Source organism: Marinactinospora rubrisoli (assembly GCF_042664915.1).
GTDB lineage: Bacteria > Actinomycetota > Actinomycetes > Streptosporangiales > Streptosporangiaceae > Marinitenerispora > Marinitenerispora rubrisoli.
On sequence record NZ_JBHTBH010000001.1, the window covers coordinates 443,075 to 458,693 of the forward strand.

Here is a 15,619-nt window from a genome sequence, read left to right on the forward strand (position 1 = left end):
GCCGCCGCCCCCGACCGCCACACCACCGAGGACTCCGCATGACAGCCCCCGCCGCCGCACCGGCCGCCCGCCGGGCCATCCGCCCACTGGCCGGGACGGTCCGTCAGACCCTGCGGCTCACCCGCACCGAGTTCGTGCTCTTCTACCGTTACCGCATGGCGCTGTACGTGGCGCTGCTGCCGGTGGCCTTCCTGCTGCCGGCGTTCATCACCGAGGGCGGCGAGATCCGGCCCGGGGTCGACGCCGGCGCCTACTTCCTGGGCGGGGCGTTCCCGATGCTCGCCGTGACGGTCGGGATCGTGCACGTGTCCAACGTCTACGCGGCCCGCCGTGAGTCCATGATCCTGAAACGCTTCCGGCTCAGCGGTGTCGCCCCGGCGGCGCTGTTCGGCGCGACGACGCTCTCCGTGCTCGGCGTGGTCGCCGTCCAGTCGGCGGCCGTCATCGCGGTCACCGCCGCGCTGTTCGGCACCCTGCCGGCGGATCCGGTGCTGCTGGTCGCGTCCATCGTGCTCGTCACCGTGACCATGTCGCTGCTGGGCGCGGTCCTGTCGAGCGTCGCCCGAAATGCCGAGAGCGCGCAGATGATCAGCATGATCCCGTTCTTCGGCCTGCTTGCGGTCAGCGGGCTCTACCTTCCGGCGGAGCTGCTGCCGGGCTGGGCGCTCACGATCACGGGGCTGCTGCCGATGGCACCGGCGGTCGACCTCGCGCGCAGCGCCTACTTCGGCCGGGACTTCGTCGCCGGGGCGGACGGCGCCGTCGCCACCGGCATCGACCTGTGGCTGATCGCCGCGCCCGGGCTGGCGGTCCTGCTCGCCTGGACCGCCCTCTCGATCGTGCTGCTCCGCTTCGTGCGGTGGGACCCGCGCCGGGCGAAGTAGCCGGAGCGGGGCCGGAGCAGCGACCGGACGGCGCCGACGGCGGCCGGCGGCGGACCACCCGGGGGCGGCCCGCCGCCGGCGCCGTTACGCTGGCCTCGCGGAACAGAGGAGGACGAGATGACGGACCGGTCCGCCCCGACGGCCGGCGTGGACGACCGGGTGGTCCGCAGGCTCACACTGGCGCGCTGGATCGTCGTGGGGTCGTTCGGGTTCCTCGCGCTGATGGTCCCGGCGTTCGTCGCCGTCACGGCGATCAGCTCGGTGCAGAACGGACACCGTCCGATCGAGGTGGCGGTGCTCGCCGTCGTCCTCTCCCTGCCGCTCGGCTGGCAGTTGCTGCGCATGGTGCAGCATCGCCTCGGAAGCCGGAAGACGCGATCGTCCTTCGCGTTCTGGTCCTCCCTCGGCCTGCTGGCGGCCGTCGCGGTGTGCCTGGACCTGGAGGTCCTGACGCTGATGGCCGTCGGCCTGTGGTGGTCGGTCGCCGTCCTCGTCGCCGACCGCCGCCTCATGATCGTGGTGAGCGCCGTGCTGCTCGTACTCCCCTGGGTGCGGTTCGCCACCTTCGAGGAGCGCGATCCGTGGCTGATGCTCGTCATCTGGACGATCCCGGTGGTCTGGGCGCCGATCATGCTGGCCGCCAACCACGCCGTGCTGCTGCTGTGGGACGTCGCCAACGAGGCGCACGCCGCGCGGGAGGCCCAGGCGCGGCTGGCCGTCTCGGAGGAGCGCCTGCGCTTCGCCCGCGACCTGCACGACCTGCTCGGCCACAGCCTGTCCGGCGTCGCGGTCAAGAGCGAACTCGCGGCCCGGCTGGCGCAGCGCGACCCCGACCGCGCCGCCGCGGAGATGGTGCAGGTGCAGCAGCTGGCGCGTGAGGCGCTGCGCGAGGTACGGGCCGCGGTCAGCGGATACCGGGACGTGGACCTCGCCGCGGAGCTGGCCAGCGTCCGCGCCGTGCTGCAGGCCGGCGGGACCCGCTGTACCTTGACGGGGGCCGACGTCGGCCTGACCCCCGAGCAGCGCACCACGGTCGCGTGGGTCTGCCGGGAGGGGGCCACGAACGTGCTCCGGCACAGTTCGGCCCGGCGCTGTGACCTGTCCCTCGCACGCGAGGAACGGGCGGTCGTGGTGGAGATGTTCAACGACGGGGCGCGTGGCTCGGCCGGCCAGGTCCAGTACGGCAATGGGCTGACCGGACTCACCGAGCGGGTCGCCGCCGTCGGCGGCACGCTGTCGGCCCGCCCCGTGACCGGCGGGGGCTTCCTGCTGCGGGCGGTGCTGCCCGCCGAACCGGCCGGCGCGCCGGAGGCCCGGCCGGCGGCCGGCACGGAACGAAAGGACGTGGCGGCGTGATCCGCATCGTGCTCGCCGACGACGAGCATCTGGTGCGCGGCGCCATCGCGGCGCTGCTCGGGCTGGAGGACGATCTCACCGTGGTGGCGGAGGTCGGCCGCGGCGACGAGGTGCTCTCCGCGGTGCGCGATCACCAGGCCGACATCGCCGTGCTGGACATCGAGATGCCCGGGGCCGGCGGCCTGGAGGTGGCCGCTCAGGTCCGGGACGCCGTCCCGTCCTGCGCGGTGCTCATTCTCACCAGCTTCGGCCGCCCCGGCTACCTGCGCCGCGCCCTCGCGGCCGGCGCGCGCGGCTTTCTGGCCAAGGACGCCCCCGTGGACGAGCTCGCCGGCGCCATCCGCCGGGTGCACGCCGGAGGCCGCTACATCGACACCGAGCTGGCCGCCACGGCGATGACCGCAGGGGACAGCCCGCTGACCGCCCGCGAGGCCGACGTCCTGCGCGCCGCCGCCGACGGCGCATCGGTCGCGGCCATCGCCCGCACCCTCCACCTGAGCGAGGGCACCGTCCGCAACTACCTCTCCAGCGCCATCACCAAGACCGGTACCGGCAACCGGATCTCGGCCATCCGCACGGCGGAGGAGATGGGGTGGTTGTGAGCGCGGGTGTCACAGCGAGTACGGATCGATTCCGGCTGCGGAGAGGATCGCATTCTGCGTCCCGATCCGGAGCGGATCCCGCCCCAACAGGACCACGACCGACCGGCCGCCGCGCCGAAGTTCGAGATGATCGCCGCGAGTGGACACGCGCTCGGAGCCCTCGGCTTCGAGCAGCTTGACGATTTCCTTTTCCTTGCTGGAGAGCCTGCGAGCACGAGGGCTCATGCGCTGACCCGGACGTCGAAGGGAAGTACCGCTGCCTCGGGATGGATCAGGGAGAAGTCGGCGTCCTCGTCCTCGTAGTACAACTCCACGGCCTCCTGGATGTTGTGGAGCGCCTCCTCATAGGTGTCGCCTTCGGTGGTGACCCCGTTCTCCACGCACTGGATGACGAATCCGCCCTCCTCAGGCCAGATCCGGGCGGTGAGCCGCAGCGTCGCCGATTGAGCCATGTGCCCCTCCCATGCCACGAAACCCTGACAACCTGCAGAGTAGAGGTCTTCTCAGCCGACGACCGGGTCATCCACAGCCAAGAAAGGGCGATCGGAGAATGACCAGACCGGGTACCGGCCGAGTCCCCCCACTGACTCAGACGAACCGCAGCACCAGCATCGCCGTGTCGTCGGTGTGCCCGCCCGGGGCGAACTCCTCCAGGTCGCGGTCGATGCGGGCGATCACCGCCTGCGCGGTCAGGCCGGAGCAGCCGGAGAAGATCTTCAGCAGACCCTCGTCACCGAGCATGTCGGCGTTGTTGCGGCGCTCGGTCACACCGTCGGTCACCGCGAGCAGGACCTCGCCCGAGGTGACCTCGACGGTCTCGGTGAAGAACTCCACGTCCTCGAAGGCGCCGAGCAGCGGCTGGGAGGTGCCCACCGGCTCCACGGCGCCGTCGCGGCGCAGCCGCATCGGCAGCGGGTGCCCGGCCGAGACCAGCCGGATGCGCATGCCGCCCGGTCCGCCCTCCGGCCCGCTGATCGGCGTCATCTCGCCGTACAGCATGGTGAGGAACCGGGTGGAGGTGTTCTCGTCCAGGATCGCGAGGTTGAGCCGCCGCATGATGTGGTCCGGCGGGAACCCCTCCCGCGCCAGGGCGCGCAGCGTGTGCCGGGCCAGGCCGGTGACCGCCGCGGCCTCCGGGCCGGTTCCGCAGACGTCGCCGATGGCGAAGCACCAGCGGCCGTCGGTCGCGAACAGGTCGTAGAAGTCGCCGCCGACCACGGTCCGCTCGTCGGCCGGGCGGTAGAACACGGCGTGGTCCACCCCGGGGATCCGCGGCACTTTCTCCTTCGCGGGGAGCAGACTGCGCTGCAGCGCCTCGCTCATCGAGGTCTGGTTGGAGTACAGCCGCGCGTTCTCCAGCGCCGACGCCACCCGCTGCGCCAGATCCTCGGCGACGTTCACGTCCTCGTTGGTGAACTCCTCCGGCGCCTCCTTGCCGATGGTCAGCCGGCCCAGCACCCGGCCGCGGCCCACCAGCGAGATGCTGATCGCCGGGCTTTCCGCGAGCTCAAGGGTCAGCTCGTCGTCGAGACCGGCCGCCGACAGCATCGACCTCGTCCACAACGGCGCGGGTTCGCGCTGCTCCTGCGGCGGCAGCGCGGTCACCAGGTTGCGGAGCACGTCGGTGTAGTTCTCGTTCGCGTGCGTGGCGTAGGTGAGCCGGGACACCCCGAGCTCGTTCGTGCTGTGCACCACGCACCAGTTCCCCAGCCGGGACGTGGTGAGCTGTGCCGCCAGCGCGGCCGTCATCCGCTCGTCCAGCGTGCCCGCGAGCATGTCGCTGGCCTCGGCGAGGAAACTCAGCGAGGCACGGCGCGCCAGCTCCACCTCGGCCAGCCGGGCTCGCTCCACCGGCAGCGCGATGCGGTCGGCGCCCTCCTGCAGGCGGCGGGCGGCCGTGCTCCCGAAGTGTCGGATGCGCCGCGAGGCCACGCCGATCAGCCCGGTGATCCGGCCCTCCACGATCAGCGGCGCGGTGACCAGGGACCGCATCCCGGCGGCGGCCAGCCTGCCGCGATGGGCCCGCGCGATCACGATGTCGTCGTTGATGACGGGCCCGGGTTCGGGCGCCGCCGACGGGAACGTCTCCTCGGTGCGGCTGCGGAACGGCCGCCACGGGCCGCTGGTCAGCCCGACACCGGCCCGCATCTCCCACTCGGTCTCGTCGGTGGTGGCCAGCGCGATGTAGGCGGCGTCCCCGCCGAGTGCCGTACGGGCGTAGTCGACCGTGCGGTCCAGCAATTGGCGCAACGGGAGCCGGGCCGACAGGGCGGCGTCCAGCGGTGCCCACGGGTCGCCGCGCCCCGGACGCCGGGAGCGGCGCAGCGGCAGCGGCGGCGCGAGCGACGGCCGGTCGCCGGCCGACGTCGCCACCTCGGCCCCATGCTCGGGGCCCGGCCCGTCGGCCGTGGCGAGCTCCTCGTCCTCGATCCGGAACCAGACGGCCTTGTCGTCCTTGCTGTAGCTCACGCCCCAGCTCGACGCGATGGCGCCGGCGAGGGCGAGGCCGAGACCGCCGCTGCGGGCGTTCTCGGTCGAGGGAGAGACGTCGACCGCCAGCGGTCCCGCCTTGGGGACCGCCCGCTCCGGCACTCGGTCGGCCACCACCACCTCGACGGCCCGCGGCAGCCGGCGCATCGTGAGTTCGAGCCTGGTCTCGGCGTGGATCACCGCATTGGTCACCAGCTCGCTGACCAGCAGGACGATGTCGTCCGACTGCCGGCCGACGTTCCATTCGCGCAACGTGTCACGGACGAACAGCCGAGCCTCGCCCGCGGTCTCGGGGGCGGCGGAGAACTCCTGGCGAGCGACCTTCATCGCGTCATGTGGCATCGTGAAGTCATACGGTTTCTCTGAGTATGGGATGGGTATGCGGGTCGCACATCGGCGTGATCACCGCGGACCCCCGTCTCTCGTTCTTCCGGCCCCGCCGATTCGTCGTACTCCCGCATGGGCCATGGTGGGGGAACCGTCGAGGTCACGGCGGGGGACACCCCATGCGGCGTGCAGGGAACACAATCATGATGTCAGAACGTCCACCTATTGAGCAGCCCAGCCAATTAACGTAATGCACCGTGGTTCACCTCTTGTGGGTGGAATCTCCGGCGCCGCCGCCGTGCCGTGGGAGTGACGCGGGGGCGGGCTCACCGGCGGTGCGGTGGGAATCACCCCCGACCGGAAGCGCGGATCCGGGGCCGGACGGGACGGCGCCCCTCCTCGTCGCGGAAGCGGGGAGAGCACGCCGGCCAGCAGCGGAGGAGGGGATATGGCGACCAGCACAACGACGGCGGACGACGCCAGGCTCGACGAGCTTCTCGACGCGCTCTACAGCGTCCGGGACGGCGATTTCAGCGTACGGCTGAACGCGCGGGCCGAGGGCAAGCACGGCGAGATCGCCGGCGTGTTCAACCAGGTCATCGACCACTGGGAACAGCTCAGCGACGGGCTGCAGCGGGTCGGTGAGGTGGTCAGCACGGAGGGCCGTCTCACCGAGCGGGTCTCCGTGGTACCGGCCAAGGGCGCCTGGGGCAAGAGCGTCTCCTCCCTCAACCAGCTCCTCGACGAGATCAGCGAGCCGATGACCTCCGTCGCGCACATGCTCGACGCGGTGGCCAACGGCGACCTCTCCCAGCGGGTCGACCTCAACAGCCGGCACGGCCGGCTGCACGGCGACCTGCTCCGCCTGGCCACCTCCGTCAACCGGATGGCCGACCAGATGTCCGGGTTCACCATGGAGGTGACCCGGGTGGCCCGTGAGGTGGGGACCGAGGGCAAGCTGGGCGGCAGCGCCCGCGTCGAGGGCGTCTCGGGTGCCTGGCGGGACGTCACCGAGGCCGTCAACCAGATGGCCGCGCGGCTGACCGCCCAGGTGCGCGACATCTCCACGGTGACCGTCGCGGTGTCGCGCGGCGACCTGAGCCGCAAGGTCACGGTGGACGTCCAAGGCGAGATGCTGCAGCTCAAGGACACCGTGAACACCATGGTGGACCAGCTGTCGACGTTCGCCGACGAGGTGACCCGGGTGGCCCGCGAAGTGGGGACCGAGGGCAAGCTCGGCGGGCGGGCGAACGTCAAGGGCGTGTCGGGCATCTGGAAGGACCTGACCAACAACGTCAACTCGATGGCCGACAACCTCACCAACCAGGTGCGGGACATCTCCCAGGTGACGACGGCCGTCGCGCGCGGCGACCTGAGCCGCAAGGTCACGGTCGACGTCCAGGGCGAGATGCTCGCCCTGAAGAACACGGTCAACACCATGGTCGACCAGCTCGACTCCTTCGCCGACGAGGTGACGCGCGTCGCCCGCGAGGTAGGCACGGAGGGCAAGCTCGGCGGGCGGGCCAACGTCAAGGGCGTGTCGGGCATCTGGAAGGACCTCACCGACAACGTCAACTCCATGGCGAACAGCCTCACCTACCAGGTCCGCAACATCTCGCAGGTCACCACGGCGGTCGCCAAGGGCGACCTGACGAAGAAGATCACCGTGGACGCCCAGGGCGAGATGCTGCAGCTGAAGGACACCGTGAACACGATGGTCGACCAGCTCGACTCGTTCGCGGACGAGGTCACCCGCATGGCGCGCGAGGTGGGCACCGAAGGGAAGCTGGGCGGCCAGGCGCACGTGCGCGGCGTGTCCGGGGTCTGGAAGGACCTCACGGACAACGTGAACTCGATGGCCAACAACCTGACCCACCAGGTCCGGCAGATCGCCGTCGTCACCACCGCGGTGGCGCGCGGCGACCTCACCAAGAAGATCGCCGTCAACGCCAAGGGCGAGATCCTGGAGCTCAAGGACACCATCAACGTCATGGTGGACCAGCTCTCCGCGTTCGCCGACGAGGTCACACGGGTGGCCCGCGAGGTGGGCACCGAGGGCAAGCTGGGCGGCCGCGCCAATGTCAAGGGCGTCGCGGGCATCTGGAAGGACCTGACCGAGAACGTCAACTCGATGTCGCACAACCTGACCTCCCAGGTGCGCAACATCTCCCAGGTGACGGCCGCGGTCGCCGCCGGCGACCTCAGCAAGAACATCACGGTCGACGCCCAGGGCGAGATGCTCGAACTGAAGGACACCATCAACACGATGGTGGCGCAGCTGTCGACCTTCGCCGCGGAGGTGACACGGGTCGCCCACGAGGTGGGCAGCGAGGGGCAGCTCGGCGGCCAGGCCAAGGTCGACGGCGTCTCCGGCACGTGGAAGCAGCTCACCGACAGCGTGAACGAGCTGGCCCTCAACCTCACCACTCAGGTGCGCGCGATCGCGTCCGTCGCCAGCGCCGTGACCCGCGGCGACCTGACCCAGTCCATCCAGGTCGAGGCGAGCGGCGAGGTCGCCACCCTGAAGGACAACGTCAACCTGATGGTCGCCAACCTGCGTGAGACCACCGCCGCGCAGCGCGACGAGGACTGGCTGAAGAGCAATGTCGCCCGCATCTCCGGGCTGATCCAGGGGCACCGGGACCTCAACGACCTGGCCCGGCTCATCATGACCGAACTCACCCCACTGGTCGAGGCCCAGCACGGTGCCTGCTTCCTGCCCGAGGACGAGAACGACGAGGGCACCTTCCGGCTGTTCGCCGGATACGGCTACCAGCCGCCCGAGCCGCGCCGCCGGGTGCGGTCCGGCGTCGGACTCGCCGGTGAGGTCATCGTGCAGAAGAAGGAGGTGATCCTGCACGGGGTCCCCGGCGACTACGTCACCATCGAGTCGGGTCTCGGCTCCGCTCCGCCGCTCAGCCTCGCGATCTTCCCCATCCTGAGCGACGACCGGGTGCTCGGCGTCATCGAGCTCGCCTCCTACAGCCCGTTCCGCGAGATCCACATCAACTTCCTGCGTCAGCTCATCGGGCTGCTCGGCACCACGATCAACACGATCCTGGCCAACTCCAAGACCGAGTACCTGCTGGCGCAGTCCCAGCAGCTCACCACCGCCCTGCAGGAGCGGTCCAATGAACTCCAGCGCCAGCAGGAGGAGCTGCGGCGCAAGAACGCCGAGCTGCACAGCAAGGCCGGGCAGCTCGCCAGCCAGAACCGCGCGATCGAGCTGCAGAACCGGCAGATCGAACGCGCCCGCCGGTCCCTGGAGGACCGCGCACACCAGCTCCAGGTCTCGTCCAAGTACAAGTCCGAGTTCCTGGCGAACATGTCGCACGAGCTGCGCACGCCGCTGAACAGCCTGCTCATCCTGGCGCGGCTGCTCGCCGACAACACCGAGCAGAACCTCACCTCCAAGCAGGTCGAGTTCGCGCAGACCATCCACAAGGCGGGCAGCGACCTGCTCCAGCTCATCGACGAGATCCTGGACCTGTCCAAGGTCGAGGCCGGGCGCATGGAGGTCAGCCCGTCCGACGTCTCCATCAGCCAGCTCGTCGACTACGTCGAGGCGGCGTTCCGCCCGATGGCCAGCGACAAGGGCCTGGCGTTCGCGGTCGAGGTGTCGCCGGACATCCCCAACTACCTGTGGACCGACGAGCAGCGGCTCCAGCAGGTGCTCCGCAACCTGCTCTCCAACGCCGTCAAGTTCACCAACACCGGCGAGGTCCGGCTGCTGATCGAGCCGGCCTGGGCGCTGGAGGACGCCGATCTCGACACCTTCGGCGAGAACGAGGAGATCATCGCGTTCTCGGTCGCCGACACCGGCATCGGCATCCCGAACGACAAGCTCCAGGTGATATTCGAAGCGTTCCACCAGGGCGACGGCGGCACCAGCCGGCGCTTCGGCGGGACCGGTCTGGGGCTGTCCATCAGCAGCCAGATGGCCGAGCTGATCGGCGGCGAGATCCGGGTGCAGAGCACGCTCGGCGAGGGCACCATCTTCACCCTGCTGCTGCCGGTGCGGCTGCCCGAGAACGGCAACGTCCGGGTGGAGGAGTCCGGCGACGGGACGCCCGGCGCCGCCTCGGAGCTCCCGGCCGGGAGCGTGCAGTTCACCGGCCTGGAGTCGCTCTCCGAGTTCTCCGACACCGAGGACTACGGCGATCTCGGCGGCTTCGACGACCTGGAGCCGGCCGAGACCGCCGAGTCGGTACCGGCGCTCCGCGAGCCCGTACCGGCCCCTGAGGGCGCCGACACGACCGCCACCGGGGCCCGCACCGACCCCGAGCGCGACGCCGTGCTGGAGGGGCGCCGGGTGCTGATCGTGGACGACGACGTCCGCAACGTCTTCGCGCTCACCAGCGCGCTGGAGGCGCACGGCCTGGAGGTGCTCTACGCCGACAACGGGCACGCCGGCATCCAGAAGCTGGAGGCCAATGAGGACATCGCCCTCGTCCTCATGGACATCATGATGCCCGAGCTCGACGGAAACGCCACGACCCGGGCCATCCGCGAGATGCCGCAGTTCGCGGACCTCCCGATCATCTCGCTCACCGCCAAGGCGATGCAGGGCGACCGGGAACGCAGCCTGGACGCGGGTGCGTCCGACTACGTGACCAAGCCGGTCGATCTCGACCACCTGCTGGACGTCATGCGCACGTGGCTGGATCGGAGTGCCGCGGGCGAGGTCTCCGGCGGCCGGCGGGATCGGGCGACGGAGTGAGGACCAACGAGCGGGCCGACGCGCGCCGGCCCGGAAGAGAGTGAGCAGCGACCGTGCCCCACAAGGCCAACATCCTCCTCGTCGACGACCGCGACGACAATCTGACCGCCCTGGAGGCCATCCTCACCTCGCTCGACCAGAACCTGGTGCGGGCCACCTCCGGCGAGGAGGCCCTCAAGGCGCTCCTGACGGACGACTTCGCGGTCATCCTGCTCGACGTCATGATGCCGGGGATGGACGGTTTCGAGACCGCCGCCCACATCAAGCAGCGCGAGCGGACCAAGGACGTCCCCATCATCTTCCTCACCGGCACCGACATCGACCGGCATCAGGTGTTCCGCGGCTACGCCTCCCGGTCGGTCGACTACCTCACCAAGCCGTTCGACCCGTGGGTGCTGCGCGCCAAGGTCGAGGTGTTCGTGGAGTTGCACCACACCAAGCAGCAACTGGCGGAGCAGTCGCGGCTGCTGCGGCGGGAACTGAGCGAGGAGACCGGCGGCGCCTCCACCGGATCGGTGGTCGGCAACCTGTCCAAGCGCGTCGCCGAGATCAACGCGAGCCTGGAACTGCTGCGCAAGCGCATGGCCACCGACGACCGCGACGCCGACAGCCAGACGGTCGCCGCGATCCGGGACCTCGACCGTTCCGTCGCGCAGCTCACCACCCTCGTGGAGGCGATGCGCGGCCCCGCCTGATCCGCCGAGCCGGCGCGGCGCCGGCGACGGCGATCCGGCGGGCCCTACGCTGACCCTATGGACATCGCGATCGTGTGCCTCGACTGCCTCGGGACCGGTTTCCGGGTCACCGTGGTCGGCTACGCCGGCGACGACGCGACCGGCGAGATGGTGGTGCCGCGCAAGTGCGGCGGCTGCGACGGCAGCGGCCGGGTCCGCACCTCAGGCTGGTCGGACGGCTAGGAACGTTTCTGGAACGTTCAGGGCCGGCATCGCCGATGCGGGGTGGAGCGGCCGGGGTGCGTGCCGCTCCGGTTCGGCCGGCTCGTGATTTCGCCCGCCCCCTCTTTTCGCCCCGTCGGCGGTGGGTGCGCGATCGCCTGGTCGACGTCGGCCTGCCAGCGGATCGGCCCGGCGCATGAGGGCGGGATCGCGGGTGGCCAAGGCTTGGGCGTGGCTCCCGGCCTGAGTCCAGCGGCGGCACGGGTCGTGGGCGGTCGGCCAGAGGGCCGTGGCGTTCGCGGAGGGACGTCACGCCGGGGCGCGTCGGTTCGGGGCAGGCGCCGGCGAGGTCGCCGCGTGGGCGGAGTCGGCACCGGGCCTACGGTGCATGGGATCTGCCCGGTCGTCGGTTCAGGCACTGCGGGCTTTTCTGGTGTGTGGGGGACACGCTGGGCGATGCCGATTCGGCACTGATCGCCTCTCCACGCCGAGATCGGAAAACGCCATGGCCGTCCGTGGGACGCCGCATGGTGCCGGGCGCGCATTGGTGTTGGCTGGTGGTGGTCGTCGCTTCGCTTTCCTGTGCTGTCGATGCGAAGTGGCCTTCGGCAGGGGTGTCGGCGGCTCCGGGCGCTCAGCGAGTCGCACGGGTGTTGGCTGGTCGTGCTCGTCGCTTCGCTTTCCTGCGCCGCCGATGCGAAGTGGCCTTCGGCGGTGGGCATCGTCGGCTCCGGGCGCTCAGTGACTCGCGCGGGTGTTGGGTGGTCGTGCTCGTCGCTTCGCTTTCCTGCGTCGCCGGTGCGGTGGGGCCTCCGGCGGTGGGCATCGTCGGCTCCGGGCGCTCAGCGAGTCGCACGGGTGTTGGCTGGTCGTGCTCGTCGCTTCGCTTTCCTGCGCCGCCGATGCGAAGTGGCCTCCGGCGGTGGGCATCGTCGGCTCCGGACGCTCAGCGACTCGCACCGGTGTTGGCTGGTCGTGCTCGTCGCTTCGCTTTCCTGCGCCGCCGATGCGAAGTGGCCTCCGGCGGTGGGCATCGTCGGCTCCGGACGCTCAGCGACTCGCACTCTGTGCGCGGGTCAGTCCTTTGGGCCCGGCGGCAGTGCGAGCCCGATGTGCTCGCCGATCTCCTCGATCAGCCCCAGGTCGGCGAGCCGGAACGACCCGCGATTGCTGCGGCGGACCAGCGTGAGCGCCCCGCGCACCCCGCGGCTGCCGCGGAGCGGGACGCTGAGCAGCGACCCGGCGCCCAGGGCGCTGAGCACTGGAACGCCGTCGGCACCGTGACCGAGCAGTCCCTCATCCTCGATGAGTTGGTGCAGCACGGATTCGCCACTGGCCAGCACCTCTCCGGGCACCTCCGAGGCGAGCGGGTCCAGCGCGGCTACGAGGGCGCGCGCGGACTCCGTCCCGTCGAGGGTGTCCTGCCACGGAGCGTCGCCGGCTCCGGTGTCGCGACCGCCCACCTCGTTCGCCTGATCGTGTCCCCGTGGACCGGCGACCACGGCGCGGCGTGCGCCGCGCGGGTCGTCGGGCAGGTCGCAGACGTCGATCAGCACCCAGTCCGCGTAGGAGTCGGCGAGCAGGGCCGCCGCATCGTCCAGCGCCAGCGGCCGGCCGGCGCCGCCCGGACCCGCGCTGCGCAGCAGCAGCCGCGTCATCCGGGTGAGGACGTCGAGCCGCCGGGCGGCCAGGACCACCACCTGGTCCTCCACCTCCGACTCCAGCGGTGCCGGGCCCTCGCCCTCGTCGGCGCGCGGCATCGGCGGTGACATCACCACCAGGACCAGCGGGTTCGCCTCCGTCGGCACGTCCAGCCGGGACAGGGTGAGGTGGACGTCCTCGGCCCAGCCGCGCCGCGCCAGCCGGGAGTCGAACGACGCGGGCTCTCCGCCGCGCAGCACGGCGGCCAGCCACGACCGCATGGCGGCCCGGCGCCGCAGGTCGACGAAGATCGAGAAAGGCTTGCCGGTGAGGTAGCCACTGGTGCTGCCCAGCCGCTCCGCGCCGACAGCGTTGATCCGCCGGATGTAGCCCTCGTGGTCGAGCAGCGCCACGGGGACGCCCAGCTCGGTGAAGACCGCGCGCAAGACGGCGCGCTCGTCGTCGTTGGCCATCCGACGCGGCGCCGCGGTGTCGGCACCGGCGGTCAGCCGGTCCTGGCATTCGGCCAAGAGCTGCTCGGCGAAACCGAGTTCGGCGAGGGCCGCCTCCGCGGTACCGGCCGCGTCAGCGGGGTAGGCCACATGGGTGCTGCGCAACGCGGCCACGCGTCCGCTCAGGTCGGCGATCTCGCGCTGGAGGTCGGCCAGATTGTCACGCTCGGACAAACCGTTGGCTCCTGACATCATGTGGGCGTGGATGTTCGGCGAATCCGCCGGTCGTGCCCCTGTTTCTGACGCTAACGCATCCGGATCCCCGGTCGTGCTCGCCGGAACACCGCCCTTCATCGGCGGGACGGATCGGGCTACGCCAAGCGGCACCGTCGGCTTCGGACGCTCTCCGGCTCGCGCGCGGGTGTTCGCCGGTGGCGTTCGCCGTTTCGCTTTCCTGCGCCGCCGGTGCGGTGGGGCCTTCGGCGGTGGGCGCCGTCGGCTCCGGGCGCTCTCCGGCTCACGCGCGGGTGTTCGCCGGTGGCGTTCGCCGTTTCGCTTTCCTGCGCCGCCGGTGCGGTGGGGCCTTCGGCGGTGGGCGCCGTCGGCTCCGGGCGCTCTCCGGCTCACGCGCGGGTGTTCGCCGGTCGCGTTCGCCGTTTCGCTTTCCTGCGCTGCCGGTGCGGTGGGGCCTTCGGCGGGGGGCACCGTCGGCTCCGGACGCTCACCGGCTCACGCTTCCGTGGAGGCGTGGTCGTCGTGGCTGCCGATACCGTGGAGTGTCGGCGAAGTACGAGTCGGCTGCACGGACGGGGGAGGCGGATCAAGGCCGTGTCCACATGGGTGGAACGTCTGGCGCGGGAGATCGGTGCCCTCGGACAGAGCGAGAGCAGCACGCCCGAGCGTGCGCTGGACCAGATGAGCGTCGCCGCGGCCCGCGGAGTGCCCGGGTGTTCCGCCGCGCTCGTGGTGATCTGGCGGGACGTGCGCCCGGAAGAGGAAGAGGCCGCCGAGGTCGCCGGCCGGCACGTCGTGGTGGACTACGGGGCGTCGCACCCCGACCTCGCCACCGCGTTCGAGCACCAGTACGCCACTGACGAGGGGCCGACGGTGCAGTCCGTGCGCACGGGGCGCCCGGTGACGGTGGGGGACGTCCTGCGGGAGGACCGCTGGCCGCGCTACACCAGCATGGCCGTCCAGTGCGGTGACCGTTCCTCGGTGACCTACCCGTGCGCGCTGGACGGCGAAGTCGTGACCTTCGGCGTGCACTCCGGCCGCGCGGACGCCTTCGACCACACGGTCGTCACCCCGCTGGTGGCGGTGCTGGCGGAGCACGCCGCCGCGGCGCTGCACAGCGCCGGCCGCTACACCGACGTCGCCCGCGAGGCCGCGCACATGCGCCGCGCCATGGACGCCCGGGGGGTGATCGACCAGGCCAAGGGCATCATCATGCACGCCAAGGGCTGCGACGCCGCGGCGGCGTTCGAGGAGCTGCGCCGGGTGGCCCAGCGCAACCGGATGAAGGTCGCCGAGGTCGCGCGTCGCCTGGTGGCGGAGAACGCGGGCGCCGGCGGACGGGGCTGAGGCGCACGGCCGCCCGCCGTGCGGTGAGGGGGCCGTCCCCCGCACGGCCAGCGGAATCGATCGTGCAGCGCACCGGCGGTATCGGTGCGGTGACAGCAGGATCGCGATTCTGTCAGGGCGTTCCGAATGGCGCTATGGTGACGGGCATGGGGTGCACGTCTACCGGAGTTCGGCGGCGACCGGCGGGCGGCACGTGTCGGCGGCGAAGCGAGCGAGGAGCGCGAGCTTGAGATCCGACATCGTGGTCCGGACCGACGGCGAGGTCGTCATGGTGACTCCCACCGGCGAGCTCGACGCCGTGACGTCCCCCGATCTCGCCGCGGTGCTCGACGACGTGCTCGGCGCGGCCGATCCCTGCCGCGGCGTCGTCATCGACTTCTCCGGCGTCCGGTTCTGCGACTCTCGGTGCATCGGCGTCCTGGTCGCCTCCTACCGCCAGGCCCGCGACCGGGGGATCGGGCTCGCCGTGGCGGCGCCGCAGCGCACCGTGCACCGGCTTTTCACGATCGCCGGGATCGACCAGTTCCTCACCATCGAGGACGATGTCCAGCGGGCCATGAAGCTGGTCCTCGCCTGAGCCGGTCCGGCGCCGCCGGACGGTACGGGCGCGCCGGTGCGGGGACGGCGGACCGCGGTCCCGCAGGCCCTGGAAGCGCTCGCCGGTGGCAGG

12 protein-coding genes are annotated in these 15,619 nt (G+C 71.3%); 8 read left to right on the forward strand and 4 right to left on the reverse strand.

Annotated features, from left to right (window positions below; translation table 11 throughout):
- The first annotated feature begins 38 nt into the window (after positions 1-38).
- The 3 genes from ACFQRF_RS02055 (at position 39) to ACFQRF_RS02065 (ending at position 2,842) form a co-directional block, all read left to right on the forward strand.
- Positions 39-884, forward strand: a complete 846-nt coding sequence (locus tag ACFQRF_RS02055) for an ABC transporter permease (protein WP_379868302.1) — start codon at positions 39-41, stop codon at positions 882-884.
- A gap of 117 nt (positions 885-1,001) precedes the next feature.
- Positions 1,002-2,240: a sensor histidine kinase gene (locus tag ACFQRF_RS02060; protein WP_379868304.1), complete on the forward strand. Its 1,239-nt coding sequence runs from the start codon at positions 1,002-1,004 to the stop codon at positions 2,238-2,240.
- Entirely contained in the window at positions 2,237-2,842 is a 606-nt protein-coding gene (locus ACFQRF_RS02065; protein ID WP_379868305.1) for a response regulator, read from the forward strand. The genes ACFQRF_RS02060 and ACFQRF_RS02065 overlap by 4 nt, the downstream gene beginning before the upstream one ends.
- A gap of 9 nt (positions 2,843-2,851) precedes the next feature.
- Here ACFQRF_RS02065 and ACFQRF_RS02070 read toward each other — a convergent pair whose 3' ends face one another.
- The 3 genes from ACFQRF_RS02070 to ACFQRF_RS02080 form a co-directional block, all read right to left on the reverse strand.
- Positions 2,852-3,067 carry a type II toxin-antitoxin system HicA family toxin gene (locus ACFQRF_RS02070; RefSeq protein ID WP_379868307.1) on the reverse strand — a complete coding sequence of 72 codons (216 nt, stop codon included), beginning with the start codon at positions 3,065-3,067 and terminating at the stop codon, positions 2,852-2,854.
- A complete protein-coding gene (locus ACFQRF_RS02075; RefSeq protein WP_379868308.1) occupies positions 3,064-3,294 on the reverse strand; it encodes a type II toxin-antitoxin system HicB family antitoxin in 231 nt (76 codons plus the stop codon). The genes ACFQRF_RS02070 and ACFQRF_RS02075 overlap by 4 nt, the downstream gene beginning before the upstream one ends.
- A gap of 136 nt (positions 3,295-3,430) precedes the next feature.
- Entirely contained in the window at positions 3,431-5,674 is a 2,244-nt protein-coding gene (locus tag ACFQRF_RS02080) for a SpoIIE family protein phosphatase (RefSeq protein ID WP_379868309.1), read from the reverse strand.
- Between the two features lie 433 nt (positions 5,675-6,107).
- On the opposite strand from ACFQRF_RS02080, the gene ACFQRF_RS02085 reads away from it, so the two are divergent.
- From ACFQRF_RS02085 to ACFQRF_RS02095, 3 genes are read left to right on the forward strand one after another with little or no spacing between them, the layout of a single operon-like run.
- Positions 6,108-10,379, forward strand: coding sequence for a HAMP domain-containing protein (locus ACFQRF_RS02085; RefSeq protein WP_379868311.1), 4,272 nt, complete (start codon positions 6,108-6,110; stop codon positions 10,377-10,379).
- Positions 10,380-10,432: 53 nt separating this feature from the next.
- Entirely contained in the window at positions 10,433-11,074 is a 642-nt protein-coding gene (locus ACFQRF_RS02090) for a response regulator (protein ID WP_379868312.1), read from the forward strand.
- Between the two features lie 57 nt (positions 11,075-11,131).
- The gene (locus tag ACFQRF_RS02095; RefSeq protein ID WP_379868313.1) at positions 11,132-11,296 is read left to right on the forward strand and encodes a hypothetical protein; all 165 of its coding nucleotides are present in this window, start codon (positions 11,132-11,134) and stop codon (positions 11,294-11,296) included.
- Positions 11,297-12,351: 1,055 nt separating this feature from the next.
- Here ACFQRF_RS02095 and ACFQRF_RS02100 read toward each other — a convergent pair.
- Positions 12,352-13,602, reverse strand: coding sequence for a GAF domain-containing protein (locus tag ACFQRF_RS02100; protein ID WP_379868314.1), 1,251 nt, complete (start codon positions 13,600-13,602; stop codon positions 12,352-12,354).
- A gap of 594 nt (positions 13,603-14,196) precedes the next feature.
- On the opposite strand from ACFQRF_RS02100, the gene ACFQRF_RS02105 reads away from it, so the two are divergent.
- The gene (locus ACFQRF_RS02105; protein ID WP_379868316.1) at positions 14,197-14,949 is read left to right on the forward strand and encodes an ANTAR domain-containing protein; all 753 of its coding nucleotides are present in this window, start codon (positions 14,197-14,199) and stop codon (positions 14,947-14,949) included.
- Positions 14,950-15,175: 226 nt separating this feature from the next.
- Positions 15,176-15,526: an STAS domain-containing protein gene (locus ACFQRF_RS02110; RefSeq protein ID WP_379868318.1), complete on the forward strand. Its 351-nt coding sequence runs from the start codon at positions 15,176-15,178 to the stop codon at positions 15,524-15,526.
- Positions 15,527-15,619: the final 93 nt, after the last annotated feature.